General features: G+C 54.7%; 23 protein-coding genes and 1 pseudogene. 17 read left to right on the top strand and 7 right to left on the bottom strand.

The window, feature by feature from the left end:
* Positions 1 to 186: 186 nt before the first annotated feature.
* A complete protein-coding gene (locus RMS03_RS11395; RefSeq protein ID WP_310627170.1) occupies positions 187 to 1362 on the bottom strand; it encodes a GNAT family N-acetyltransferase in 1176 nt (391 codons plus the stop codon).
* Between the two features lie 44 nt (positions 1363 to 1406).
* On the opposite strand from RMS03_RS11395, the gene RMS03_RS11390 reads away from it, so the two are divergent.
* Together RMS03_RS11390 and RMS03_RS11385 are read left to right on the top strand one after the other, a co-directional pair.
* A complete protein-coding gene (locus RMS03_RS11390; protein ID WP_310627169.1) occupies positions 1407 to 3101 on the top strand; it encodes an NAD+ synthase in 1695 nt (564 codons plus the stop codon).
* A gap of 37 nt (positions 3102 to 3138) precedes the next feature.
* A complete protein-coding gene (locus RMS03_RS11385) occupies positions 3139 to 3477 on the top strand; it encodes a P-II family nitrogen regulator (RefSeq protein WP_310627168.1) in 339 nt (112 codons plus the stop codon).
* 64 nt (positions 3478 to 3541) lie between these two features.
* Here the strand turns inward: RMS03_RS11385 and RMS03_RS11380 are convergent, their stop codons facing one another.
* From RMS03_RS11380 to RMS03_RS11355, 6 genes are read right to left on the bottom strand one after another with little or no spacing between them, the layout of a single operon-like run.
* On the bottom strand, positions 3542 to 4129 hold the full coding sequence (locus tag RMS03_RS11380; RefSeq protein WP_310627167.1) for a TIGR00730 family Rossman fold protein: 588 nt from the start codon (positions 4127 to 4129) through the stop codon (positions 3542 to 3544).
* A gap of 7 nt (positions 4130 to 4136) precedes the next feature.
* The gene (locus RMS03_RS11375; RefSeq protein ID WP_310627166.1) at positions 4137 to 4520 is read right to left on the bottom strand and encodes a diacylglycerol kinase; all 384 of its coding nucleotides are present in this window, start codon (positions 4518 to 4520) and stop codon (positions 4137 to 4139) included.
* 26 nt (positions 4521 to 4546) lie between these two features.
* The gene (locus RMS03_RS11370; RefSeq protein ID WP_310627165.1) at positions 4547 to 5038 is read right to left on the bottom strand and encodes an RDD family protein; all 492 of its coding nucleotides are present in this window, start codon (positions 5036 to 5038) and stop codon (positions 4547 to 4549) included.
* Positions 5035 to 5697 (bottom strand): DUF3106 domain-containing protein, encoded by a 663-nt coding sequence (locus RMS03_RS11365; RefSeq protein ID WP_310627164.1) that lies wholly within the window; start codon positions 5695 to 5697, stop codon positions 5035 to 5037. The genes RMS03_RS11370 and RMS03_RS11365 overlap by 4 nt, the downstream gene beginning before the upstream one ends.
* A 7-nt stretch (positions 5698 to 5704) precedes the next feature.
* Positions 5705 to 6139 carry a DUF3619 family protein gene (locus RMS03_RS11360; protein ID WP_310627163.1) on the bottom strand — a complete coding sequence of 145 codons (435 nt, stop codon included), beginning with the start codon at positions 6137 to 6139 and terminating at the stop codon, positions 5705 to 5707.
* Positions 6136 to 6708: an RNA polymerase sigma factor gene (locus tag RMS03_RS11355; protein ID WP_310627162.1), complete on the bottom strand. Its 573-nt coding sequence runs from the start codon at positions 6706 to 6708 to the stop codon at positions 6136 to 6138. Before RMS03_RS11355 ends, RMS03_RS11360 begins: the two co-directional genes overlap by 4 nt.
* Before the next feature lie 259 nt (positions 6709 to 6967).
* Between RMS03_RS11355 and RMS03_RS11350 the strand changes: the two genes are divergently transcribed.
* The 15 genes and pseudogenes from RMS03_RS11350 to RMS03_RS11280 form a co-directional block, all read left to right on the top strand.
* A complete protein-coding gene (locus RMS03_RS11350; protein ID WP_310627161.1) occupies positions 6968 to 8740 on the top strand; it encodes an acetolactate synthase 3 catalytic subunit in 1773 nt (590 codons plus the stop codon).
* A gap of 17 nt (positions 8741 to 8757) precedes the next feature.
* A complete protein-coding gene (ilvN, locus tag RMS03_RS11345; RefSeq protein WP_104797333.1) occupies positions 8758 to 9249 on the top strand; it encodes an acetolactate synthase small subunit in 492 nt (163 codons plus the stop codon).
* Positions 9250 to 9287: 38 nt separating this feature from the next.
* Positions 9288 to 10304, top strand: a complete 1017-nt coding sequence (gene ilvC / locus RMS03_RS11340) for a ketol-acid reductoisomerase (protein ID WP_310627160.1) — start codon at positions 9288 to 9290, stop codon at positions 10302 to 10304.
* Positions 10305 to 10410: 106 nt separating this feature from the next.
* Positions 10411 to 11214: a CDP-diacylglycerol--serine O-phosphatidyltransferase gene (pssA, locus tag RMS03_RS11335; RefSeq protein WP_310627159.1), complete on the top strand. Its 804-nt coding sequence runs from the start codon at positions 10411 to 10413 to the stop codon at positions 11212 to 11214.
* Between the two features lie 208 nt (positions 11215 to 11422).
* Entirely contained in the window at positions 11423 to 12961 is a 1539-nt protein-coding gene (locus RMS03_RS11330; protein WP_310627158.1) for a 2-isopropylmalate synthase, read from the top strand.
* Positions 12962 to 13008: 47 nt separating this feature from the next.
* A complete protein-coding gene (locus RMS03_RS11325; RefSeq protein ID WP_310627157.1) occupies positions 13009 to 14241 on the top strand; it encodes a branched-chain amino acid ABC transporter substrate-binding protein in 1233 nt (410 codons plus the stop codon).
* Between the two features lie 74 nt (positions 14242 to 14315).
* On the top strand, positions 14316 to 15350 hold the full coding sequence (locus RMS03_RS11320) for a branched-chain amino acid ABC transporter permease (protein WP_310627156.1): 1035 nt from the start codon (positions 14316 to 14318) through the stop codon (positions 15348 to 15350).
* A gap of 4 nt (positions 15351 to 15354) precedes the next feature.
* The gene (locus RMS03_RS11315; protein ID WP_310627155.1) at positions 15355 to 16653 is read left to right on the top strand and encodes a branched-chain amino acid ABC transporter permease; all 1299 of its coding nucleotides are present in this window, start codon (positions 15355 to 15357) and stop codon (positions 16651 to 16653) included.
* Positions 16650 to 17414 (top strand): ABC transporter ATP-binding protein, encoded by a 765-nt coding sequence (locus RMS03_RS11310; protein ID WP_310627154.1) that lies wholly within the window; start codon positions 16650 to 16652, stop codon positions 17412 to 17414. Before RMS03_RS11315 ends, RMS03_RS11310 begins: the two co-directional genes overlap by 4 nt.
* 31 nt (positions 17415 to 17445) lie before the next feature.
* Positions 17446 to 18141 carry an ABC transporter ATP-binding protein gene (locus RMS03_RS11305; RefSeq protein WP_310627153.1) on the top strand — a complete coding sequence of 232 codons (696 nt, stop codon included), beginning with the start codon at positions 17446 to 17448 and terminating at the stop codon, positions 18139 to 18141.
* 66 nt (positions 18142 to 18207) lie between these two features.
* Positions 18208 to 20307: a 3-hydroxyacyl-CoA dehydrogenase NAD-binding domain-containing protein gene (locus RMS03_RS11300; protein ID WP_310627152.1), complete on the top strand. Its 2100-nt coding sequence runs from the start codon at positions 18208 to 18210 to the stop codon at positions 20305 to 20307.
* Between the two features lie 20 nt (positions 20308 to 20327).
* Positions 20328 to 21503 (top strand): acetyl-CoA C-acyltransferase, encoded by a 1176-nt coding sequence (locus tag RMS03_RS11295; RefSeq protein ID WP_310627151.1) that lies wholly within the window; start codon positions 20328 to 20330, stop codon positions 21501 to 21503.
* A 76-nt stretch (positions 21504 to 21579) separates the two neighbouring features.
* Entirely contained in the window at positions 21580 to 23433 is a 1854-nt protein-coding gene (locus tag RMS03_RS11290) for an acyl-CoA dehydrogenase (protein WP_310627150.1), read from the top strand.
* Positions 23434 to 23446: 13 nt separating this feature from the next.
* Positions 23447 to 23881 carry a PaaI family thioesterase gene (locus RMS03_RS11285; protein ID WP_310627149.1) on the top strand — a complete coding sequence of 145 codons (435 nt, stop codon included), beginning with the start codon at positions 23447 to 23449 and terminating at the stop codon, positions 23879 to 23881.
* A 38-nt stretch (positions 23882 to 23919) separates the two neighbouring features.
* Positions 23920 to 24519 (top strand): annotated as a pseudogene (locus RMS03_RS11280) (NADP-dependent oxidoreductase); the annotation flags it as partial.
* Positions 24520 to 24660: the final 141 nt, after the last annotated feature.

Below are 24660 nucleotides of genomic sequence, written 5' to 3'. Positions count from 1 at the left end.
GTGACGGATGAGGAATTGACTATGATTGAAAACCGATTGAATCACCGCCCCAGAAAGCGACTAGGATTCAAGACACCTCACGAGGTATTCCATGCCTCGTTAAAGCGTGTTGCACTTCGTCCTTGAATCCGCCAAGTAATTTTTGCGTGTGTCCCACCCAAAAGCCCGCTGTTGAAGCGGGCTTTTTCATTGGAGTTCTAGGCGTTTGAACGGGCTGCGTTCGGCCAAGTGGTCGAGGTAGTGGTTGACGCCCGCCGACTCCCGCTCAAGAAATCGTTCCACCGCATCGGCAAAGGCGGGGTGGGCCAACCAGTGGGCGCTGTAGGTGGGCACGGGCATGAGGGCGCGGGCCATTTTGTGCTCGCCTTGGGCGCCGCCTTCAAAGCGCTGTACGCCATGGGCGATGCACCAGTTCAACGGCTGGTAGTAGCAGGCCTCAAAGTGCAGGCAGTCCACGCGCTCGAGTGCGCCCCAGTAGCGGCCATAGGCCACGGCGTCGCGGGTGCCTAGGCCCTGCACGGCCACCAAGCTGCTGGCAATGGGCTGGCCTTCGCGCTCGGCCACAAACAGCACCCAGTTGTTCGGCATGTCGCGCTGCATGTGTTCAAAGAAGGCGCGGTTGAGGTAGGGGGCGTTGCCGTGTTCGAGGTAGGTGCGTTCGTAGCACTGGTAGAAAAAGCACCAGTCTTCGCTGCTGATGGCTTCGCCCACCGAGGTGCGAAATATGACGCCTGCATCGGCTACACGGCGGCGTTCTTGTTTGATTTTTTTGCGTTTCTCTTGCGAGAGGCTGGCCAAGAAGACGTCGAAGTTGTCAAAGCCTTGGCCTTGCGGTGTGTGGTTGTGCCAATGGAATTGAACGGTTTGGCGCTGCAGCAGGCCCAACGCGTCGCACGCGGCGCGGTCGTCAGGGTTGGTGAACAAGAGGTGGAGCGAGGAGAGCTGGTGCTGCTTGGCAACATCCAGCATGGCCTGAAGCAGTGCTTGACGGGCCGCCGCGTCGATGGCTAACAAGCGCGATCCAGGCACGGGCGTGAAGGGGACAGCACAGGTGGCTTTGGGGAAGTAGCTCAGACCATGGTCTGCATAGGCGTTGGCCCAAGCCCAGTCAAATACATACTCGCCGTAGGAGTGGGCTTTGATGTAGAGCGCACTCGCAGCGGCCAAGGTGTCGCCCTGCCAGAGTGTGGTGAATTGGGGTGTCCATCCCGTGTCGGGTGTGGCGCTGCCGCTGGTGTGCAGGGCGGCCAAGTAGGCGTGCTGCATGAAGGGCGAGGGCGCATCTTGCTTTGCGAGCAATGCATCCCAGTCTTGTGCGGGGATGTCGATCGGGCTGGTGTAGACGCGGATGAGATAATCCATTTGCTTTTTTAGACCTGTTTTACTTTGGACACGTGCCTGCTGCCATGACTCTCAAAATTTGTGTTGCTCAGTTGAATTTCGTAGTGGGTGACATGGCGGGGAACTCCCAGAAAATCATCAATTGCGCCACCACGGCTTATCACGACGGTGCCCGCTTGGTGCTGACGCCTGAGTTGTCGCTGTGCGGTTATGCAGCAGAGGATTTGTTTTTGCGGCCCTCATTCATCAAGGCCTGTGATGATGCACTGAAAACGGTGTCCACCGCTCTGAGCGGGTTAAAGGGCTTGCATGTGGTGGTGGGTCACCCCTCGGGTGGGGGCGAGCGCACACGTTCGGTGTCGGTGCAGTGTCGCTTCAATATGGCAAGTGTGCTGTCCGAAGGCCAAGTGGCGGCAACGTATGCCAAGCGTGAACTGCCCAATTACCAAGTGTTTGATGAGCGCCGCTATTTCGTGGCTGGCGACAAGCCTTGCGTGTTTGAGGTGAGCGGGGTGAAGGTTGGTCTGTTGATTTGCGAGGACGCTTGGTTTGATGCGCCCGCGCAGGATGCCAAAGCCGAAGGGGCTGAGTTGCTGGCTGTCATCAATGCTTCGCCGTTCCATGTGGGCAAAGGCGACGAACGCGAGCAAGCCATGCGTGGGCGTGTGCAAGCCACGGGCTTGCCTTTGATTTACGCACATTTGGTGGGTGGGCAAGATGAGGTGGTGTTTGAGGGGCGTTCGTTTGCGTTCAATGCTGATGGGGCGCTCGCCGCTCGTGCACCTAGTTTTGAAGTGACGGCGTTTACCGTGGAGGTGGCGCGAAACTTGGTCACTCAGCCGGTGTCACGCTTCGACGCGCCGGCGATTCATCTGTCGGGCGAAGTGGTCGAAGATGGCGCACTCGAAGCTGACTTGTGGCATGCCTTGGTGTGGGGGGTGCGCGATTACATCGGCAAGAACGGTTTTCCCAGTGCGTTGTTGGGCTTGTCGGGCGGTATTGATTCGGCCTTGGTGCTGGCGATTGCCGTGGACGCGCTGGGCGCAAACAAGGTGCGAACGGTGATGATGCCGTCGCCTTACACGGCAGAGATCAGTTGGGTGGATGCGCGTGAGATGGCTCAGCGCTTGGGTGTTCGTTATAACGAGATGTCGATCGTTCCCGAGTTCGAGGCGTTTTCGGACTCACTGAAAGCGGACTTTGAAGGGACGACACCTGATACCACCGAAGAGAACATTCAAGCGCGTATTCGTGGCACATTGCTGATGGCCTTGTCGAACAAGTTTGGGTCAATTGTGTTGACCACGGGCAATAAGAGCGAGATGGCAACGGGCTACTGCACTTTGTATGGCGATATGGCGGGTGGTTTTGCTGTGCTCAAGGATGTGACCAAGACCTTGGTGTTCAAACTGGCCCGTTGGCGCAATGCGCATGACCCGTATGGAACGGGCGCAAATCCGATTCCAGAGCGCATCATCACACGCCCGCCCAGTGCCGAGTTGCGCCCCGACCAAACCGACCAAGACAGTTTGCCGCCGTATGAGGTGTTGGACGAGATCATTGCGCGTTTCATGGAGAACGACCAAAGCTCGGACGAGATCATGGCAGCTGGCTTTGAGCGCGCCGATGTGGAGAAGGTGACGCGTTTGATTCGTTTCAATGAGTACAAACGCCGCCAATCTCCGGTAGGGATTCGTGTGACACACCGTAGTTTTGGCAAAGATTGGCGTTATCCTATAACCAATAAGTTTCGCGCCTGATCACAGGCCTTTTCATTGAACCCCAAGGACTCGAACCATGAAGCAAATCACCGCTGTTATCAAACCATTCAAACTCGAAGAGGTGCGCGAAGCCTTGGCCGAGTGTGGTGTGACGGGCTTGACCGTGACGGAGGTCAAAGGTTTTGGGCGTCAAAAAGGCCATACCGAGTTGTACCGTGGTGCCGAGTACGTGGTTGATTTTTTGCCGAAGGTGAAAATTGAAGTGACGGTCAAAGCCAGTGACGTGGACAACTGCGTCGACGCCATCGTGCGCGCTGCCCGCACGGGCAAGATTGGAGACGGCAAAATTTTCATCACCCCAGTGGAGCGCGTCGTGCGCATCCGCACGGGTGAGCTGGACGAAACAGCGATTTAAGTTTCGTCGCTCCAATGCAAAAGCCGCAGCCTGAAAGGGCTGCGGCTTTTTTGTGGCGAGGTGCTTAGAGCGCTGCTAGCTTGGGCGCTGGGGCAAAGCCTGCGGCTTGCACTAATTCTTGGAGCAAGGTTTTGGGTTCGGTGCCGCTGCGAATGAGGTCCATTTGCCAGTCGTTCAAGAAGCCCTGAGCGACGCTATGGCTAGCAAATTGCAGCAAACCATCGTAATAGCCTTGGGTGTTGAGCAGTCCAATGGGTTTGTCGTGGTAGCCGAGTTGACGCCAAGTCCACACTTCGAAGAACTCTTCAAAGGTGCCAATGCCACCGGGCAGTGCCAAGAACACATCGGCACGTTCCGCCATCATGCGTTTGCGCTCATGCATGGTGTCGACCACGTGTAGCTCGGTGCAGGCGGTGCGTGTGTTCTCTTGGGTTTGTAGCGCCTTGGGGATGATGCCGACGACGCGACCACCAGCATCGGCTGTGGCTTGGGCGACGAGGCCCATCAAGCCGTTGTTGCCGCCACCATAGACCAACTGACCGCTGTGTTGACCAATCCATGTGCCGACTTTTTGAGCCACATCGGCATAGGCGGGTAGTGCCCCGTTACGAGAGCCGCAGTAGACGCAAACTGAAAATGCAGGCTTGTTCATGGGGGTATCAAGCGCTGAATAACTTGGCGTAGAAGGCCGCGGCCCAAACAGCGATGCACAGCAATAAGCTCAGGAGCACGGCGGCACTGCCGGTGTCTTTGGCGCGTTTGGCGAGTTCGTGCCATTCGGGACCAATGCGGTCGATGGCAGATTCAATGGCGGTGTTGAGCAACTCGACCACCATGACTAACACGACCGTGCCTGCTAGTAGCGCAGTCTCAAGCCAGGTATTACCAACGTAAAACGCCATAGGGATGAGGGCAAAGGCCCCGATGGCTTCTTGACGAAAGGCCTTTTCGAACCAAGCGGCTTTTAAGCCGGAAAGCGAGTAGCCGAAGGCGTGCCAGACACGGCTGAGCCCCGTTCTGTTTTTTTGTAGATTTGCAGGCATACGCTAACTGTAATGGCTGAGCGTCATCAGCTCAGGAGCTCCGCGCTGACCAAGCGGGTGCCTGCGAGGGCGTCATGCCAAAACTGGCGTTCTGGGTGAAGGCGACTAAGCAAGGCCCAAACAGCCACCCAGCCTAAAAACAAGAGAATTGTTTCGCTAGCAGACAGGCTGAAGGGGGTGAGTGCAGCCAACGGCGGAATGAACCAAACCCAACTCAGCACATAGCGCAGCAAGGCGCGTTTTTGAGAGAGCACTTGGCCCGTGGTGTCAACCAAGCGGATATGCCATGTTTTCATAGCCAAGGTTTGACCTTTGTGACCGAACCAAGTGAAGTAAATGCCGATCACGAGAAAGAGGAAGGCTTGCAAACCGTGGCGGTTGTCGAGTGCGTGGCGGGACTGGCTGAGTGTGCTAAAGAGATAGCCTGAGATGAATAACACACCAAACAAGAGCAATCCTTCGTAGGCCCAGCAAGCCATACGGCGACGCAGGCTGGGGGCTGTCAAATCCGAAGTCATTGGGGTGTGGTGGTGCTTTCAGGCGCTGGCGGACTCAGAGGCGCTGCGATGGTGCTGAGGGGTGTTGGCAGAAGGGTGGCCGGTGCCGCTTGATCGGAGGCGATGCGAGGCAGTGTTTTGTTCGCACTCGCTGTGGGCGGTGTGGCAAGCTTGGAGGGGGCGATGGGCTTGACGGCAGGCGCAGCACCCACCATAGGCTGACTTCGCTGCGAGGCAAGTTTTTGCTTTGCTTCGGGCGAGAGAGCTTGGTAGGCCTCCCATTTGGCTTTTTTGTCTTCTTGTGGCAGTTGTTGCGCGCCTGCGAAATTCAAGCGTGCAGCCGAACGTTGCTGCGGGCTGAGCGCAGCCCATTCGCGCATGCGGCTTTGCAGGGTGTTTTGTTCGTCAGCCGACAGTTGCGAGAAGTTTTGTGAGACGGCCAGCCATTTGCGTTTGTGTGGCTCGTTCATTGTTGGCCATAACTGGGCCAAGGGTGAGAGTGCTTGTTGCTGATTTTCGGTCAAGTCCATCCAGAGCGGGCGACCGGGCAAGTTCGGCATTGGTTTGGCTGCTGCAACCGATGACGCTTGTGCACCCGCCAATTCCGTGGCGAGCAAGGCAGACCCGCTGACGAGTAGCAGGGCTGCGAGCTTGACCGTGATGACGCGTGACAATGACATTTAAATCTCAGTCCTTGGTGTCGGTGATGGGGTTTTTCAAGAATTGAAGGAACCCAGGGTCAGCGTAGGCCGCTGGTGGCAAGTCGTCGATGAGCAAGGCGGAGTCAACTTCCGCCAATTCACTGGCACGGTCATCATCCATGATGTTTTGGATGAGGGCCAAGCCAGTGATCAAGGCAATCAGCGGCAATAAGGAGGCTAAACGACTCCAGATGTTTAAGCCCTCATCACCACCAAAGTGGAGCAGAGCAGCCCCGTTTTGTTGAGCTACGGCTGCGCTGGTTTGCAAACGTGTTTGTGGCTTGAGACGTGCTGCCACGGCACGTGTGCGTGCAGCGCGCAAACGCTCTGAAATGTCGTGCGGTAGCTCTAAGGTGGCTGAATTCAGTTGGGCAGCAATGCGCAAACCAAACTCGTCGTGGGCCTTTGCGGTATGTGTCATGGTTGAATTCCTTTTAATTGAAGCGCTTTGCTGAGCGCCAGAACAGCCCGCGAGCAGTGTGTTTTGACGCTTCCTTCGGAGCAGCCCATCGCAGCAGCAGTCTCGGAAACGTCGAAGTCCTCCCAATAACGCAGCAGGAAGGCTTCTCGTTGACGTGCTGGCAAATTTTGTATTTCTTCTTCGATGTCGTGGACATTGGCAATGCTGGCAAAGTTATCTTCTGCACTTTGCGTGGTTTGACTGTCATTGTCGAGAGTCAATGCCTCTAAAAGGTCAAATTCGCCTTCGCCTTCGTCTTTGTCAGAGTAGAAGTCGCTGAAATTGCTAAACAGCGCTTTGCGGGTCTTGTTGCGGCGAAACCAGTCTAACGTGGTGTTCGATAGGATTCGATGGAACAGCATGGGAAGTTCTGAAGCGGGCTTGTCGCCATAGTATTCAGCGAGTTTCATCATGCTGTCTTGAACGATGTCGAGCGCCGCTTCATCATCGCGAACGTGATAGACCGAGCGCTTGAAGGCTCGTTTCTCAATGCTTTTGAGGAAGTCTGACAGTTCTTGTTCGGTGGCCACTGGCGAGGAGTTCAAGGTTGAATCGGGCGCGATTATGGCACTTGCAACGTGCGATTGCATACCCAAGGCTGAATCGGGTTTGGGTTGGTGTCATAATCAGTGCCTGCATTCGACAAAAAAGGCAAACGGGTCTGGGTCCGGCGCGAACCATGCGTCTATGGCTGAAGGTCCAAAGTTTTGATGCTGCCCCACGAGGGTTCGCAAAGAAGCACCCAAGGTTTTTCGTTGACGAAATTCACTCAGGTTAAAAGGTACAAATATGGACAATACAAAGCCGGAATCGCATTCCGGAACCGCTGCTGGCGGTCAAGCACAAGAACTGATGGGTGCCGAGATTCTCGTGAAGGCGCTGCAAGCTGAAAATGTCAAGCACATTTGGGGCTATCCCGGCGGCTCAGTTCTTTATATTTACGACGCGCTATATAACCAAAAAACGATTCAACACGTGTTGGTTCGCCATGAGCAAGCCGCAGTGCATGCCGCCGATGGCTATGCGCGTGCTACGGGGGACGTGGGTGTGGCGTTGGTCACTTCCGGTCCTGGGGCCACCAATGCAGTGACTGGCATTGCGACGGCATACATGGACAGCATTCCCATGGTGATCATCACGGGGCAGGTGCCAACACATGCGATTGGCTTAGATGCTTTTCAAGAGTGCGACACCATCGGTATCACGCGCCCAATCGTGAAACACAATTTCTTAGTCAAAGACGTTCGCGATTTGGCGCTGACCATGAAGAAAGCTTTTCACATCGCACGCAGTGGCCGACCAGGCCCTGTCGTGGTGGATATTCCCAAAGATGTGTCTTTCAAGAAGACAGCTTATGAGGGCTATCCAGCGGAAGTGCAGATGCGCTCGTATAACCCTGTACGTAAAGGGCATGGTGGTCAAATCCGCAAGGCTTTGCAGTTATTGATGTCTGCCAAGCGTCCTTACATTTACACCGGTGGTGGCGTGTTGTTGAGCAATGCGTCGCAAGAGCTTCGTACCCTTGTGGATATGTTGGGTTACCCCGTGACCAATACCTTGATGGGCTTAGGCGCGTATCCCGCAAGTGCGCCGAAGTTCTTGGGTATGTTGGGCATGCACGGCACGATTGAAGCGAACAATGCGATGCAAAACTGCGATGTGTTGTTGGCTGTTGGCGCACGTTTTGATGACCGCGTGATTGGTAATCCCAAACACTTTGCGCAAAACGAACGCAAGATTATTCACATCGATATCGACCCTTCTAGTATTTCTAAGCGCGTGAAGGTGGATATTCCTATCGTGGGTGATGTGAAAGACGTGTTGGTCGAGATGATTGACATGATCAAAGAATCTGGCTTGAAGCCAGATGCTGCAGCATTGAGCGGCTGGTGGGAAACCATTGAAGCATGGCGCAAGCGCGATTGCTTGAAGTACGACCGTGGCAATAGCGAGGTGATCAAGCCGCAATACGTCATTGAAACACTTCACAACATGACAAAGGGCGCTGACACCTACATCACCTCAGACGTGGGGCAGCACCAGATGTGGGCTGCACAGTACTACGGCTTTGATGAGCCACGTCGCTGGATCAACTCGGGTGGCTTGGGAACCATGGGTGTGGGCATTCCTTATGCCATGGGCATCAAATTGGCTAAGCCTGATAGTGAGGTGTTTTGTGTGACAGGTGAGGGTTCGGTACAAATGTGTATCCAAGAGCTGTCGACTTGTTTTCAATACAACACGCCGATCAAAGTTTTGGCGCTCAATAACCGATATCTCGGCATGGTGCGCCAATGGCAAGAGATTGAATACGAAGGCCGTTACAGCAGCAGCTACATGGACGCTTTGCCTGACTTTGTGAAGCTGGCTGAGGCCTATGGCCATGTGGGCATGTTGATTGAGCGTCCTGAGGATGTTGAGCCCGCACTGCGTGAAGCACGCAAGCTCAAAGATCGCACGGTATTCATTGACTTCCGTACAGATCCTTCTGAGAACGTGTTCCCGATGGTCAAGGCCGGTAAGGGCATCACCGAAATGCTGCTTGGCAGCGAAGACCTGTGAACGGGACGGATGACAACATGAAACACATCATTTCCCTGATGCTCGAAAACGAACCTGGCGCTTTGTCGCGCGTGGTGGGTTTGTTCTCTGCTCGTGGCTACAACATTGAATCTCTCACTGTGGCACCGACCGAAGACGCCAGTTTGTCGCGCATGACGATTCAAACGCATGGCTCAGACGAAGTGATTGAGCAGATCACCAAGCATTTGAACCGTTTGATTGAGGTCGTCAAAGTGGTCGATTTGACCGAAGGTGCGTACACAGAACGTGAGCTGATGCTGGTAAAAGTGCGTGCCGTAGGCAAAGAGCGTGAAGAGATGAAACGCATGGCCGACATCTTCCGTGGCCGCATCATTGATGTGACCGAGAAGAGCTACACCATTGAGTTGACGGGCGACTTGTCTAAGAACGATGCGTTCTTAGAGGCGATTGACCGCAGCGCAATTCTTGAAACTGTTCGCACGGGCGCTTGTGGCATTGGCCGCGGTGAGCGCATCTTGCGCGTTTAAATTCAAACCCTTTTCAACGTATTTTTTAGGAGAACCCCGTGAAAGTTTTTTACGACAAAGATTGTGATCTGTCCCTGATCAAAGGCAAAACCGTAGCCATCATTGGCTACGGCTCACAAGGCCACGCACACGCGCAAAACTTGAATGAAAGCGGCGTCAAAGTCGTGGTCGGTTTGCGTCAAGGTGGTGCTTCATGGGACAAGGTGGCCAAAGCGGGCTTGAACGTGATGGAAGTCAACGATGCGGTCAAGGCCGCTGACGTGGTCATGATCTTGTTGCCAGATGAAAACATCCCCGAGGTGTACAACAACAACATCGCCCCGCACATGAAGCAAGGTGCCACCTTGGCTTTTGCCCACGGCTTCAACGTGCATTACAACCAAGTCATCCCCCGTGCTGACTTGGACGTGATCATGGTTGCGCCCAAGGGCCCAGGCCACACGGTGCGTTCTGAGTACCTCAAAGGTGGCGGTGTGCCCTCTTTGATCGCTGTGTATCAAGACAAGTCTGGCAAAGCCCGTGACTTGGCCCTGAGCTACGCGATGGCCAACGGTGGTGGTAAAGGCGGCATCATCGAAACCAACTTCAAAGAAGAAACAGAAACCGACTTGTTCGGTGAGCAAGCCGTGTTGTGCGGTGGCGCAGTGGAATTGGTGAAGATGGGTTTCGAAACCTTGACCGAAGCGGGCTACGCACCAGAAATGGCTTATTTCGAGTGCTTGCACGAGTTGAAGCTGATTGTTGACTTGATGTACGAAGGTGGCATCGCCAACATGAACTACTCCATCTCTAACAATGCAGAGTACGGTGAGTATGTGACCGGTACCGAAGTGATCAACGAACAATCACGCGAAGCCATGCGCAACGCGTTGAAGCGCATCCAAACAGGTGAGTACGCCAAGATGTTCATCTTGGAAGGTAAAACCAACTATCCAAGCATGACTGCGCGTCGCCGCTTGAACGCCGAGCATGCGATTGAAACTGTGGGTTCCAAATTGCGCGCCATGATGCCTTGGATTTCCAAGAACAAGTTGGTTGACCAAACTCGCAACTAAGCCATTCGCTTTTTGCCGTGACAAAGGCTACTTCGGTGGCCTTTGTCATTTTTGTGTGCGCTTGACGCGGCGCTACACTCTAAGCCTACTTTTCGGAGCTGAAAGAATGTCAGAAAAACAAGATCAACCAGACGAGTTTTTGCCACGCAAGCCCCGTAAAGGCATTTATGTCTTGCCCAATTTATTCACTTTGGCGGCCTTGTTTGGCGGTTTTTATGCCATCGTTATGGCTATGAATGGTCGCTTTGAAATGGCAGCTATGGGCGTGTTTTGTGCCATGGTGCTCGACAGCTTGGATGGTCGTGTCGCGCGCATGACCAATACGCAAAGTGCGTTTGGCGAGCAAATGGATTCACTGGCCGACATGGTGTCCTTCGGTGCTGCACCTGCTTTAATTTCTTATGAATGGGCCTTGAAAGGGGCTGGGCGTTGGGGCTGGATGGCCGCCTTCGTTTACATCTCTTGTGCGGCTTTGCGATTGGCGCGTTTTAACGTGAATACCACGGTAGTGGATAAGCGTTTCTTTCAAGGTTTACCGTCGCCTGCTGCTGCTGCTTTGGTGATGGGCTTTATTTGGCTGATGAACGATACGGGCTATCAAGGCACCGAAGTGATGTGGCCGATGTTTGCGATGTGTTTGTATTCGGGTTTGACCATGGTGACGAATGTGCCGTTTTATAGTTTCAAAGATGTGCAAATGAAGCAGAGTGTGCCGTTTGCTGTCATCGTGATGTTGGCATTGGTGATTGCGGTGATTAATATTCATCCGCCGATTGTGTTGTTTGCCTTGTTCATGATTTATGGCTTGAGTGGCTATGTGTTGTATGCCTGGCGACGCGCCAAGGGTTTGCAGACCAGCATGATCAGCACTTCGACCGACGAACCCGATGAAGCGGGCTTGCACAAATAAGACACCCAGCGCTGTAAAGGTTTTGGCTTTGTGCTAAATTCGGTACATGAGAAATTTTTCGCTGGCTCTACTGCTTCTATCCCCCAACGGGCGGAGTTGGTAGCGCACGCGCAAACCCAAACAAGGCCCGTATGCACACGCAGCGGGCCTTTTGCTTTGGGGCTACACCAAACGTTGCCAGTTTTTTAGAAATTTAGGAGTCCTGACCATGACCGACAAGCTCATCATTTTTGACACCACTTTGCGCGACGGCGAGCAGTCGCCAGGCGCATCCATGACGCGCGATGAGAAACTGCGCATTGCTCGGCAGTTGGAGCGGTTGAAGGTTGATGTCATTGAGGCTGGTTTTGCTGCAAGCTCTAATGGAGATTTTGAGGCTGTACAAGGCATCGCCAACGCCATCAAAGACTCCACCATTTGCTCGTTGTCACGCGCTAACGACCGTGACATCAGCCGTGCTGCAGAGGCCCTCAAAGGTGCGAATCGCGCACGCATCCACACCTTCATTGCCACATCGCCTTTGCACATGGAAAAGAAGTTGCGTATGTCGCCTGAGCAGGTGCTGGAGCAAGCCAAACAATCGGTGCGTTTTGCACGCAATTTAGTGGGGGACATCGAGTTCAGTGCAGAAGACGGCTATCGCAGCGAGATGGACTTTTTGTGCCGCGTGGTCGAGGCTGTGATTGCTGAAGGTGCCACCACGATCAACATCCCAGACACCGTGGGTTACGCGATTCCTGAGCTGTATGGCAATTTCATCAAAACCTTGCGCGAACGTGTACCTAACAGCGACAAAGCCATTTGGTCTGTGCACTGTCACAACGATTTGGGCATGGCCGTGGCCAACTCTTTGGCGGGGGTCAAGATTGGTGGCGCACGTCAGGTAGAGTGTACGATCAACGGCTTGGGCGAACGCGCAGGCAACTGCTCATTAGAAGAGGTGGTGATGGCGATTAAAACCCGTCGTGACTATTTCGATCTCGATTTGAATATTGACACCCAACAAATTGTGTCGGCAAGCCGCATGGTGAGCCAAACTACAGGGTTTGTGGTGCAGCCCAATAAGGCGGTAGTGGGGGCGAACGCTTTTGCACATGCGTCTGGCATTCACCAAGACGGTGTACTCAAGGCGCGCGACACCTACGAAATCATGCGAGCCGAAGATGTAGGTTGGAGTGCCAACAAAATCGTGCTTGGAAAACTCAGTGGGCGCAATGCGTTCAAACAGCGCTTGGAAGACTTGGGTGTTCAGATGGACAGTGAAGCGGATATCAATGCCGCCTTTGCTAAGTTCAAAGAGTTAGCAGATCGCAAGAGCGAGATTTTTGATGAAGATATCTTGGCGTTGGTGAGCGCAGAGTATGTCAGTAATGCGAGTGAACAGTTTGCCTTTGTGTCTTTGTCGCAGCACAGTGAAACGGGTGAACGTCCGCATGCGAGCGTGGTCTTTACCGTTGGTGGCAAAGAGGTCAAGGGTGACTCCGATGGGAACGGTCCGGTTGATGCGTCTTTGAAAGCGATTGAATCGCATATCAAGAGTGGTGCTGAAATGGTGTTGTATTCTGTCAATGCGATCAGTGGGTCGACAGAGAGCCAAGGTGAGGTGACCGTGCGCTTGCAAAACAGTGGTCGTGTTGTGAACGGTGTGGGTTCAGACCCAGACATCGTGGTGGCTTCTGCGAAAGCCTATTTGAGTGCGTTGAACAAGCTGCAAAGTAAATCAGACAGGGTTGCGGCGCAGGGCTAAACCGAGAAATTTGGTTTTGAATCATTAAAACTTCAAAGGAGATAACCATGAAATTTGTACGCAACCTCATCGCCACTGCCGTCTTGGTGACCGCTGGCGTCGCAGCTTTTGCGCAGGTCGGTGAGACTGTCAAAATTGGCTGGATCGATCCGCTATCTGGTTTGATGGGTACGGTTGGCTCCAACCAAATCAAGTCCTTCCAGTTCTTCGCCGAAAAATTCAACGCCACCAACCCCGCAAAGGTGAAGTTTGAAATGGTGCCGTTCGACAACAAGCTCAGCCCTGCGGAGAGCTTGAACGCCCTCAAAGCCGCCATGGATCAAGGCGTGCGCTACATCGTCCAGGGCAACGGTTCATCGGTGGCTGGTGCTTTGATTGAGGCGGTCAACAAACACAACGAACGCAACCCTGGCAAGGAAATCTTGTTCCTGAACTACGCCGCGGTAGACCCTGATTTCACCAACAGCAAGTGCAGCTACTGGCACTTCCGCTTTGATGCCGACACCTCCATGAAGATGGAAGCGTTGACCACCTTCATGGCCGATCAAAAGGATGTTAAAAAAGTCTACTTGCTCAACCAGAACTACTCACACGGCCACCAAGTTGCCAAATTCGCCAAAGAGAATTTGAGTCGCAAGCGCCCTGATGTTCAGATCGTGGGTGAAGACCTGCATCCCTTGGCTCAAGTGCGCGACTTCGCTCCGTACATTGCCAAGATCAAAGCGTCTGGCGCAGACACGGTGATCACAGGTAACTGGGGCTCAGACTTGGCTTTGTTGGTCAAAGCTGCCAACGAAGGTGGATACAACGGCAAGTTCTACACCTACTACATCAACGTGACAGGTACCCCAACGGCGCTGGGCAAGGGCGGCGAAGGACGCGTCTACCAAATTGGCTATGCCCACTACAACATGGGCGGTCAGAACGACAAATGGGCGGCTGAATTCAATGCCAAGTTCAAAGACGACTTCTACACCAACGCCGTGGTCCACGTGTTCAACGCGCTGGGACAGTCAATGGCCAAAGCCAAATCGACCGATCCAGTCAAAGTGGCTGCAGAACTTGAAGGCCTGAAGTTCAACAGCTTCAATGGCGAAGTTGAAATGCGTAAAACCGACCATCAATTGCAGCAACCTCTGTACTTGGCGGTATGGCAAAAGGCAGACAAAAAGTATCCCTACAGCCCAGAAAACACGGGCATGACTTTGGCGCCAGTGAAAACGTTTGAATCGTACGTTGCCAGCACACCAACAAGTTGCCAAATGAAACGCCCTGGCTAAGCGGTCATCGGTGACGGAGCGCCAAGCCAGTTTGGCACTCCGTCTTGTGAGGTTTAGGGAGAACAGGTTCATCCATGGAGTTTTTTTTCATCTCCATGCTCAACGGCATGAGCTACGGCTTGCTGTTGTTCATGCTCAGCTCAGGCTTGACGCTGATTTTCAGCATGATGGGTGTGCTTAACTTTGCGCACGCCAGTTTCTACATGATTGGTGCCTACATTGGCTACACACTCAACAGCCTTTTAGGCTTTTGGGTGGCCTTGTTCGTGGCGCCGTTTTTGGTGGGCGGCTTGGGCGCGATGTTCGAGCGTTTGTGCTTGCGCCGCGTTCACAAGTTTGGGCATGTGCCTGAATTGCTGGTCACCTTTGGGCTGTCCTACATCGTGTTAGAGGTGGTGCAACTGGTCTGGGGTCGTACGTCCATCGAATTTGCGCCGCCACCGTCCTTGCAAGGCCCAGCCTTCACCTTGATGCAACACTCCTTGAATGGTTTGTCCTTGGTATGGGGGGCTGCCGCGCCGGAGTTATGCAGCGCTGCCGATGCGGCGGTGCGTGTGGTGTGCTCACCATTTCCTGCCACCCGCGGCTTCATGATGCTGGTGGCCTTGATGATGATGGTTGGCTCGTGGCTCTTGCTCAAGCGCACCCGTGTGGGCTTGATCATTCAGGCGGCACTGACACATCCGGAAGCTGTCGAAGCCTTGGGGCACAACGTGCCGCGAGTGTTCATGATGGTCTTTGGTGTGGGGATCGGCTTGGCTAGTTTAGCCGGCGTCATTGGCGGCAGCACATTTGTCACCGAGCCTGCCATGGCCGCAGCGGTGGGGCCTGTCATTTTCGTGGTTGTCGTCGTTGGTGGTATGGGCTCTTTGGTCGGTGCATTCTTGGCATCGGTGTTGATTGGGGTAGTACAAACCTTTGCGGTGGCATTTGACAGTTCGCTGGTGTCGCTGATGCAAGGCTTTGGCTGGCAACTGAGCAGCGCTTTGCAGAACAACTCGATCTTGAAACTCACGTTGTCACAGATCGCTCCGATCTTGCCGTACTTATTTTTGGTGTTGATTTTGATTTTCCGACCCAAGGGTCTGTTGGGCACTCGCGAGACTTAAGACTATGGCATTGACCAAAAAACAGTACGAATTCAAGCCCTACAACGTGGCCCGTTGGGTCACTTGGGGATTGTTCACGCTGCTCTTGGTGGTGTCGCCCTTGGTGTTCACCAGCAATTTGTCCATCACCATGCTGACCCAAATGGGGGGCGCCATGATTGCTTGCTTGTCCTACAACATGTTGTTGGGGCAGGGCGGCATGCTCAGTTTTGGCCATGCGGTGTACACAGGCCTTGGCGCTTACGTTGCCATGCACGCATTGAATGCAGTGAGCAGCGGCAGTTTGAACATTCCCGTCACACTCATTCCACTGGTGGGCGGGATTGGCGGCATGTTCTTTGCAGTTTTTTTCGGCTACGTGACCACGCGCAAGTCGGGCACCACCTTCGCCATGATCACCATGGGCATAGGCGAATTGGTGTTTGCCATGTCGCTGATGTTTTCGGAGTTCTTCGGTGGTGAAGCCGGCGTGTCTGGCAACCGCGTGATGGGTCAAGCGTTTTGGGGCATCACCTACGGCCCGCCTGTGCAGGTCTATTACCTCACCGCTGTCTACACCCTGGTCTGTGTGGCCTTGATGTATGCCTTCACACGCACGCCTTTGGGGCGCATTCTCAATGCTGTGCGTGACAACCCCGAGCGTGTTGAATTCATTGGCTACAACACACAACATGTGCGCTACTTGTCGTTCATCATTGCTGGATTTTTTGCAGGCATTGCCGGTGGCTTGGCCTCGGTGAACTTTGAGATCGTCACCGCTGAGGTGGTGGGTGCAGGACGCTCTGGCGCTTACCTGTTGTTCACCTTCTTAGGCGGCGCAACCTTCTTCTTTGGCCCCCTCATCGGTGCCGTGTTGATGGTGCTGGCTTTTGTGCTGCTGTCGGAGTTCACCAAAGCGTGGCTGCTGTATTTGGGCTTGATCTTCTTGTTCATGGTGATGTTTGCACCCGGCGGAATTGCCAGTTTGTTGATGATGAATTTGCGCTTGGCAGCCTTTGGTCGATTACGGAAAATGTGGGTGGACTACGTCGGTTTGGCTGGCACCGCCTTGATGGCGCTGGCAGGTGCAGCGGCCATGATCGAAATGGTTTACCACTTGCAACTCAACGCAGCGCTCGGGCCTGAATTGAAGTTTGCAGGGGTGCAGCTCAACGCTGATTCGCTCAACAGCTGGTTTGGTTCTGCATTTGTCATGCTCACTGGCTTGGGTCTGTTTGAGTTGGCCAGACGCCAATATGTCCACGATTGGGATGAGGCGCAGGTGTTCATCGAAAAAGAAATCAAACGCCGGGAGGCCCTGTGATCGCCCTCAAACTCAAAGACGTACGCAAGAATTTCGGCAAGACCGAAATCATCCGAGGCGTGAATTTAGCCCTGCAATCTGGCGAACGCGTGGGCATCATTGGCCCCAACGGCGCTGGCAAATCGACCCTGTTCAACCTGATCAGCGGACGGCTTGAACCCAGCAGCGGTGAGATTTGGCTGGGTGAGCACCGCATTGACCACAAAAAGCCTTTTGAGATTAACCGCCTCGGTTTGTCGCGCAGTTTTCAAATCACCAACATCTTCCCGAAGTTGAGTGTGTTTGAAAACCTGCGTTGCGCCGTGCTGTGGAAGCTAGGCTACAAGTACACCTTCTTCAAATTCTTAGCTGATCTTGAAGATGCCAATGACGCTGCTGAAAAAATGATGGAAGAGATTCGTCTTGACAAGAAGCGCGATATGTTGGCCATGAACCTCACCTACGCAGAGCAACGCGCTCTGGAGATTGGCATCACCACTGCCAGCGGCGCAGACGTCATCTTGCTCGACGAACCCACAGCGGGCATGAGCAAAAGCGAAACCAAGCGATTCATTCAACTCATCCGTGAAGTTACCGAGGGCAAAACCTTGTTGACCGTTGAGCACGACATGGGTGTGGTGTTTGGTTTGGCCGACAAGATCGCTGTGGTGGTCTATGGTGAAGTGATTGCCTTTGACACCCCCGAGGCAGTTCGCGTCAATGCGAAAGTGCAAGAGGCTTATTTGGGCTCAGCCGTGGCCCAATCTCAAGCCCACGGCTGAGCGACGGACACGACAGCGCGAGAAACACCGCATGCTTCACATAGAAAATCTTCACGCTTTTTACGGCAAGAGCCATGTCTTACGTGGTGTGTCGTTCGACATGCAGCCCGGTGAAATTGTGTCGCTGTTGGGCCGCAACGGTTCAGGCCGTTCCACCACGGCGCGCAGCATCATGGGCTTGGTCGATTGCAAGGGCCACATCGACTGGAAGGGTGAATCAATCCTCGATAAAAAGGCCTACCAAATTGCTCATTTAGGGCTGGGCTATGTCCCTGAGAGTCGTGACATTTTCCCGGCGCTGACGGTGCATCAAAACCTGTTGCTGGGCCAAAAAGGCAAGGGCGAAGGTAGCCGTTGGTCTTTCGATGACATGTATGCCATGTTCCCGCGCCTCAAAGAGCGTCAGCACACCGAGGCAGGCGTGATGTCGGGAGGCGAACAACAAATGCTCACCCTGTGTCGCACCCTCATGGGCGACCCTGACCTGATCATCATCGACGAGCCCACAGAGGGTTTGGCGCCCAAGATTGTCGAGCTCGTCGGAGAGTATTTACAAGCCCTCAAAGCACGTGGCATTTCGGTGCTGCTGATTGAGCAAAAGCTCACGATTGCCATGGGCATCTCTGACCGCGTGTTGGTCATGGGCCACGGCAGCATTGTGTTTTCAGGCACCCCTGCCGAATTACGAGCCGACGCCTATACGCGACGCGAATGGCTGGAGATTTGATCTAGCGCCAAAAAAGAAAGATGCTTCTTTTTTCTTGTCCCAACATAGCCCCAACAAGGAACCCGCATGAGTGCAAACTACAAAGTTCACGGCGACGTGGCCGTAATTTCATTGAACAACCCACCGGTCAACGGTCTGGGTTTGTCCACACGTCAAGCCATTGCCGATGGCGTCAACAAGGCCGTGGCTGACGCCGCGGTCAAAGCCATCGTCGTGACCGGCCAGGGCAAAGCTTTTTCAGGCGGAGCCGACATTCGCGAATTTGGCTCTCCCAAAGCGATTCAAGAACCCAATCTACTGAGCGTGATTTTGTTGATCGAAAACTGCAGCAAACCCGTGGTGGCAGCCATTCACTCTGTGGCGATGGGCGGTGGTTTGGAATTGGCCCTCGGTTGCCATTACCGCATTGCCGCACCCGGTGCCAGCATCGCTTTGCCCGAAGTCAAGATTGGTTTGATTCCTGGTGCGGGCGGTACACAGCGGTTGCCACGCGTGTTGGGCGTCGAAGCCGCGCTGAACATGATCGTCAGCGGTGAAGCCATCAAAAGCGAAATGCTTGCTATGTTGACCAGCCAAAAATTGTTCAACCAGATGGCTGCCTCGCCAGAGTCCTTGATGGACGAAGCCTTGGCCTTCGCCCGTTCCATGGCCGATGTGCGCCCCTTGCCCCGCGTGCGTGACTTGCCTTGCAAGCACCCTCAAGGCGACGCGTACTTCCAGTTCACGCGCAACATGGTCAAAGGCATGGCCAAAAACTATCCTGCGCCACCCAAGTGCGTGGATGCTGTGCAAGCCGCGACCAAGAAGAAGTTTGACGACGGCATGGTCTTCGAACGTGAGATATTCATCAACCTCATGTGGACACCCGAGTGCCGCGCCTTGCGCCACTTATTCACCTCGCAACGCGCTGCATCGAAGATTCCAGACGTGCCAGAAACCACACCCACACGCGACATCAAACAAGTCGCTGTGATCGGTGCGGGCACCATGGGTGGCGGTATCACCATGAACTTCTTGAACGCCGGCATCCCCGTCAAGATGCTCGAAACGAAGCAAGAAGCTCTGGACCGCGGCATTGCCACGATCAAGAAAAACTACGAAGCCCAAGTCAAAAAGGGCAAGCTCAAAGAAGACAAATACGCGCAGCGTATGGCTTTGCTGACCACCACCTTGAGCTACGACGACATCAAAGACGCTGACATGGTGATTGAAGCCGTGTTTGAAGAAATGGGCGTCAAAGAGGCCGTCTTCAAACAACTCGACGCAGTGATGAAGCCCGGCGCCATCTTGGCCTCCAATACCTCCACACTCGACGTGAACCAAATGGCCAACTTCACCAAGCGTCCACAAGACGTGGTGGGCATGCATTTTTTCAGCCCTGCCAACGTGATGAAGCTGCTCGAAGTGGTGCGTGGCGTGGCCACGGCCAGCGATGTGCTGGCCACCGTCATGGCTGTGGCGAAGAAAATCAAGAAAACTGCCGTGGTGTCTGGCGTGTGCGATGGCTTCATCGGCAACCGCATGATTGAACAGTACGGTCGTCAAGGCGGCTTCTTGCTCGAAGAAGGCTGTACCCCACAGCAAGTGGACAAAGCCATTGAAAAGTTTGGTTTCGCTATGGGCCCATTCCGCATGGGCGATTTGGCTGGCAACGACATTGGCTGGGCCATCCGCAAGCGTCGTTATCAAGAAAAGCCCAACATGAAGTACAGCAAAACCGCTGACTTGTTGTGCGAGATGGGCCGCTACGGTCAAAAAACGGGTGCTGGCTGGTACGACTACCAAGCAAGCAAACGTGACGCCATCCCGAACAAAGAGGTGGAAACCATGATCGTCAAGCACCGCGCCAGTCTGGGCATCACACCCCGCAAGATCAGCGACGAAGAAATCGTGCAGCGCTTGGTGTTCTCGCTCGTGAACGAAGCTGCGCACATTTTGGAAGAAGGCATTGCCTCCAAGGCCAGCGACATCGACATGGTCTACATCACTGGTTACGGCTTCCCGATCTACCGTGGCGGCCCCATGCTGTACGCCGACCAGGTGGGTCTGTTCAACGTGGTGCAAGCGATGAACCGCTTTGCCACCAACCCCCTCGATGACGCCGAGTTCTGGAAACCAGCCCCCTTGCTGGCCAAGCTCGCCGCCGAAGGCCAGACCTTCAACTGAAACCGAATTAAGGATTACCTATGACCAACGCTGTCATCGTTTCTACCGCTCGCACCCCGCTCGCCAAGAGCTGGAAAGGTGCTTTCAACATGACCCACGGTGCCACATTGGGTGGCCATGCCGTGAAACATGCCATTGCGCGCGTTGGCATTGAGGCTGGTGAAGTCGAAGACGTCATCATGGGTTGCGCCAACCCCGAAGGGGCGACTGGCGCCAACATCGCACGTCAAATCGCGCTCATGGCCGATTGCCCCATTTCTGTGTCGGGTGTGACCGTCAACCGTTTCTGTTCGTCTGGTTTGCAAACCATAGCACTGGCCTCGCAACGCATCATTGCGGGTGAGGGTGATGTGTATGTGGCGGGTGGTGTAGAGAGCATTTCATGCGTCCAGCAAGAGATGAACCAACACATGTTGGGCGACGTCAACTTGATGATGAAGAAGCCCGAGATCTACTGGAACATGCTGCAAACCGCTGAGCAAGTGGCCAAGCGCTACAACATCAGCCGTGATGTGATGGACGAGTATGGTGCTGGCAGCCAACAAAAGGCCTGTGCCGCACAAGCCGCTGGTTTGTTCGACGCTGAAATTGCACCCATCACTGTCACAGCTGGGGTGATCGACAAAGTCATGGGCATGATGACCAAACAAGTCACCGTCAGCCGTGACGAAGGCATCCGCGAAGGAACCACCGTGGACGCCATTCGCGGCTTGCGTTCCGCCATTCCAGGCGGCTTGATCACCGCCGGCAACGCCAGCCAGTTCTCGGACGGCGCCGGCGCTTGCGTGGTGATGAGCGAAGAGTTGGCCAGCAAACGCGGTTTGAAGCCTCTGGGGCGCTTCCTAGGTTTTGCCGTTGCCGGTTGTGAGCCCGACGAAATGGGCATTGGCCCTGTGTACGCCGTACCCAAAGCGTTGAAGCGCCTGGGCCTGACCGTCAACGACATTGATCTGTGGGAGCTGAATGAAGCCTTTGCCGTGCAAGTGCTGTATTGCCGCGACAAACTGGGCATCCCTGCTGATCGCTTGAATGTCAACGGTGGGGCGATTGCCTTGGGGCATCCCTACGGCGTGAGCGGCCAACGTTTGACCGGCCATGCCTTGATCGAAGGTAAACGCCGTGGCGCCAAGCGCGTGGCGGTGACCATGTGTATCGGTGGCGGCATGGGTGCTTGCGGCATCTTCGAAGTCTTGTAAATCCAGACTTTGTCAAAGGCCAAGGGTGACGTGAAGCCCTTGGCCTGTTCTTTCTCTAAAGCCTGAGTGGTATTTTATGTCTCTGCGTTCCACGGTTGATTTTCTACTTCACGACTGGCTGCAAGTCAGCAATTTGAACCAACGCGAACGCTTCGCTAACCACTCCCGCGACACCTTTGATGCGGTACTCGATACCTGCGAGCGCATCGCCCATGACAAATTTGCGCCGTTCAACCGCACCGTCGACATCGAAGAACCGCAATTTGACGGAGAGCATGTGGTGCTGCCCCAATCCACCTACGATGCCCGCGAAGCCTATGCCGCCTCCGGCATGTTGAGCGCCGCACAAGATTACGACATCGGTGGCATGCAACTGCCCTACACAGTGGAGTCTGCGGCCAACGCCTTTTTTGCTTGCGCCTCGGTCAGCATTGAGGCTGGCATGTTGACCGTAGGCAACGCCAATTTGTTGATGGCGCACGGCACCGAGAAACAAAAAGAAGTCTTTGCCTTGAGAGAGTTTGCCGGCGATTGGGCGGGCACCATGTGCTTGTCTGAACCCCAAGCGGGCTCATCGCTGAGCGACATAGCCACCCGCGCCATGCCCGATGGTGACGGGTTCGAAGCCGACCCACTGGGCCCACGCTATCGCCTCAAAGGCAACAAGATGTGGATCTCAGCGGGCGACCACGAACTCACCGAAAACATCGTTCATTTGGTGCTGGCCAAAATCCCAGGGCCGGATGGCAAAACCATTCCTGGCGTCAAAGGCATTTCGCTGTTTGTGGTGCCCAAGAAACTGGTTGATGCCCAAGGCGCATTGACGGGCGAACGCAACGACGTGGCTCTGGCTGGTTTGAACCACAAATGTGGCTGGCGTGGCACCGTCAGCACGTTGCTCAACTTTGGCGAAGGTAAGTATCCCGTGCGCGGTGCAGGCCTCGACGGCAAAGGTGCTGGGGCCATTGGCTATCTTGTCGGCAAACCCAGCGAGGGCTTGCGCTGCATGTTCCACATGATGAACGAAGCACGCATTGGTGTGGGCATGGCCGCGACCATGCTGGGCTTGGCAGGCTACTACGCCTCCCTCGATTACGCCAAAAACCGCCCACAAGGTCGCCCCATGACCTCGGCCAGCAAAGACGCGGCATCGCCACAAGTACGCATCATCGAACACGCGGACGTGAAACGTATGTTGCTGGCTCAAAAAGCTTACGGCGAAGGCGCCTTGGCGCTGGAGTTGTACTGCGCCCGCTTGGTCGACGAGCAGCACACGGGTGACGCCGAGAGCGCCAACCAAGCCCGCTTGTTGCTCGAAGTGCTCACGCCTATCGCCAAGAGCTGGCCCAGCGAATGGTGTTTGGAAGCCAACTCACTCGCCATTCAAATTCATGGGGGCTATGGCTACACCCGCGATTACCCCGTGGAGCAATATTGGCGCGACAACCGCCTCAACATGATTCATGAAGGTACGCACGGTATTCAGGCCATGGACTTGTTGGGACGCAAAGTGTTGATGGAGGAGGGCCGTGGTTTGTGGTTGCTGGCCGATCGCATCAACGCCACCGCACAGCGCGCTGTGCAAGACGGTACCGAGCACAACAACACACAACTCTTGGCGCATGCGGATGATTTAGAACAAGCCTTGCAACGTGTGGGACGTGCCACCAAAATGGCCTGGAGCACCAGCGTTCCCAGCGAGGCGCTGGCCAATGCGGTGCCTTATATGCAAGCCTTTGGCCACATGGTGCTGGCTTGGATGTGGCTCGAAGTCGAGATCGTCAGTCAAGGTCAAGATGCGGCCCATTTAGGGCGACGTGCGGCCTCGCACTTCTTCTTCAATTACGAATTGCCGAAAATCGGTGCTTGGCTCAAAGTGGTGGAGTCGCGCGACATGACCTGCGCGCAAACACCCGAAGACGCTTTTTAAAAACGGATTTGCCATGCAAGAAAGTTTTGGAGCTTACATCCCCTTTGTAGACCACCTCGGATTTGAGATGGTGTTTCTCGAAAATGGGCAATCTGAAATTCGTTACACCCCCGCGCCAGAACACCTGAACTCTTTCAACGTCACTCACGGTGGCGCTGTGATGACGCTTTTGGATGTCACGCTAGCCACTGCCGCGCGCAGTGTGGATAAAGCCGTTGGCGTGGTGACGATTGAGATGAAAACCTCGTTCATGCGCCCCGCACGCGGCACGCTGACTGGCAAGGGCCGCATCATCCATCGCACACGCAGCATGGCATTCACCGAAGGCACCGTGTTCGACACAGAGGGCAACGCTTGCGCGCACGCCACGGGCACCTTCAAGTACGTCAGCCGCGCTGAAGCAGGTGCCTCCAAAGGCCCCGAGCAGCACGAAATTTTCACCGACTGATTTTTTCCTTCACGCATCAAAACACAAGAGACAAACCCATGCCACAAAACCAACAACTCGTGCTCGACAACCGTCCCTCTGGCGAGGCTACCGAAAGCAATTTCAAGCTGGTATCCACCGCAACGCCCGCATTGCAAGACAACCAAGTGCTGGTGCGCCATCATTACCTGAGTTTGGATCCCTACATGCGCGGCCGCATGAACGAGAGCAAAAGCTACGCAGCCCCTCAGCCCTTGGGCGAGGTGATGATCGGCGGCACCGTGGGTGAAGTGGTTGAAAGTCGCCATCCCAAATTCAACCCCGGCGACAAAGTCGTGGGCATGGGCGGCTGGCAGCTCTACAGCGTGGTCGATGGCAACGCCGTGGGCATGCTGCGCCGTGTGGACACCACCCATGTGCCCTTGAGCTACTACCTAGGCGCGGTGGGTATGCCTGGCGTCACAGCTTGGTATGGCTTGGTGAAGATCATCAACCCTAAAGCGGGCGAGACCGTCACCGTCAGCGCAGCCAGCGGGGCCGTGGGCAGCGCCTATGGCGCCTTGATCAAAGCACGCGGTTGCCGCGTGGTGGGCATTGCAGGTGGCAAAGACAAGTGCGATTACGTGGTAAATGAACTCGGCTTTGACGCCTGCATTGATTAGGCGGATTCAAGGACGAAGTGCAACACGCTTTAACGAGGCATGGAATACCTCGTGAGGTGTCTTGAATCCTAGTCGCTTTCTGGGGCGGTGATTCAATCGGTTTTCAATCATAGTCAATTCCTCATCCGTCACGGTTTC

Source organism: Limnohabitans sp. (assembly GCF_031538885.1).
Lineage (GTDB): Bacteria > Pseudomonadota > Gammaproteobacteria > Burkholderiales > Burkholderiaceae_C > Limnohabitans.
Note: the sequence above shows the minus strand (reverse complement) of the source record. Positions and strands in the feature narration are given on the sequence as shown.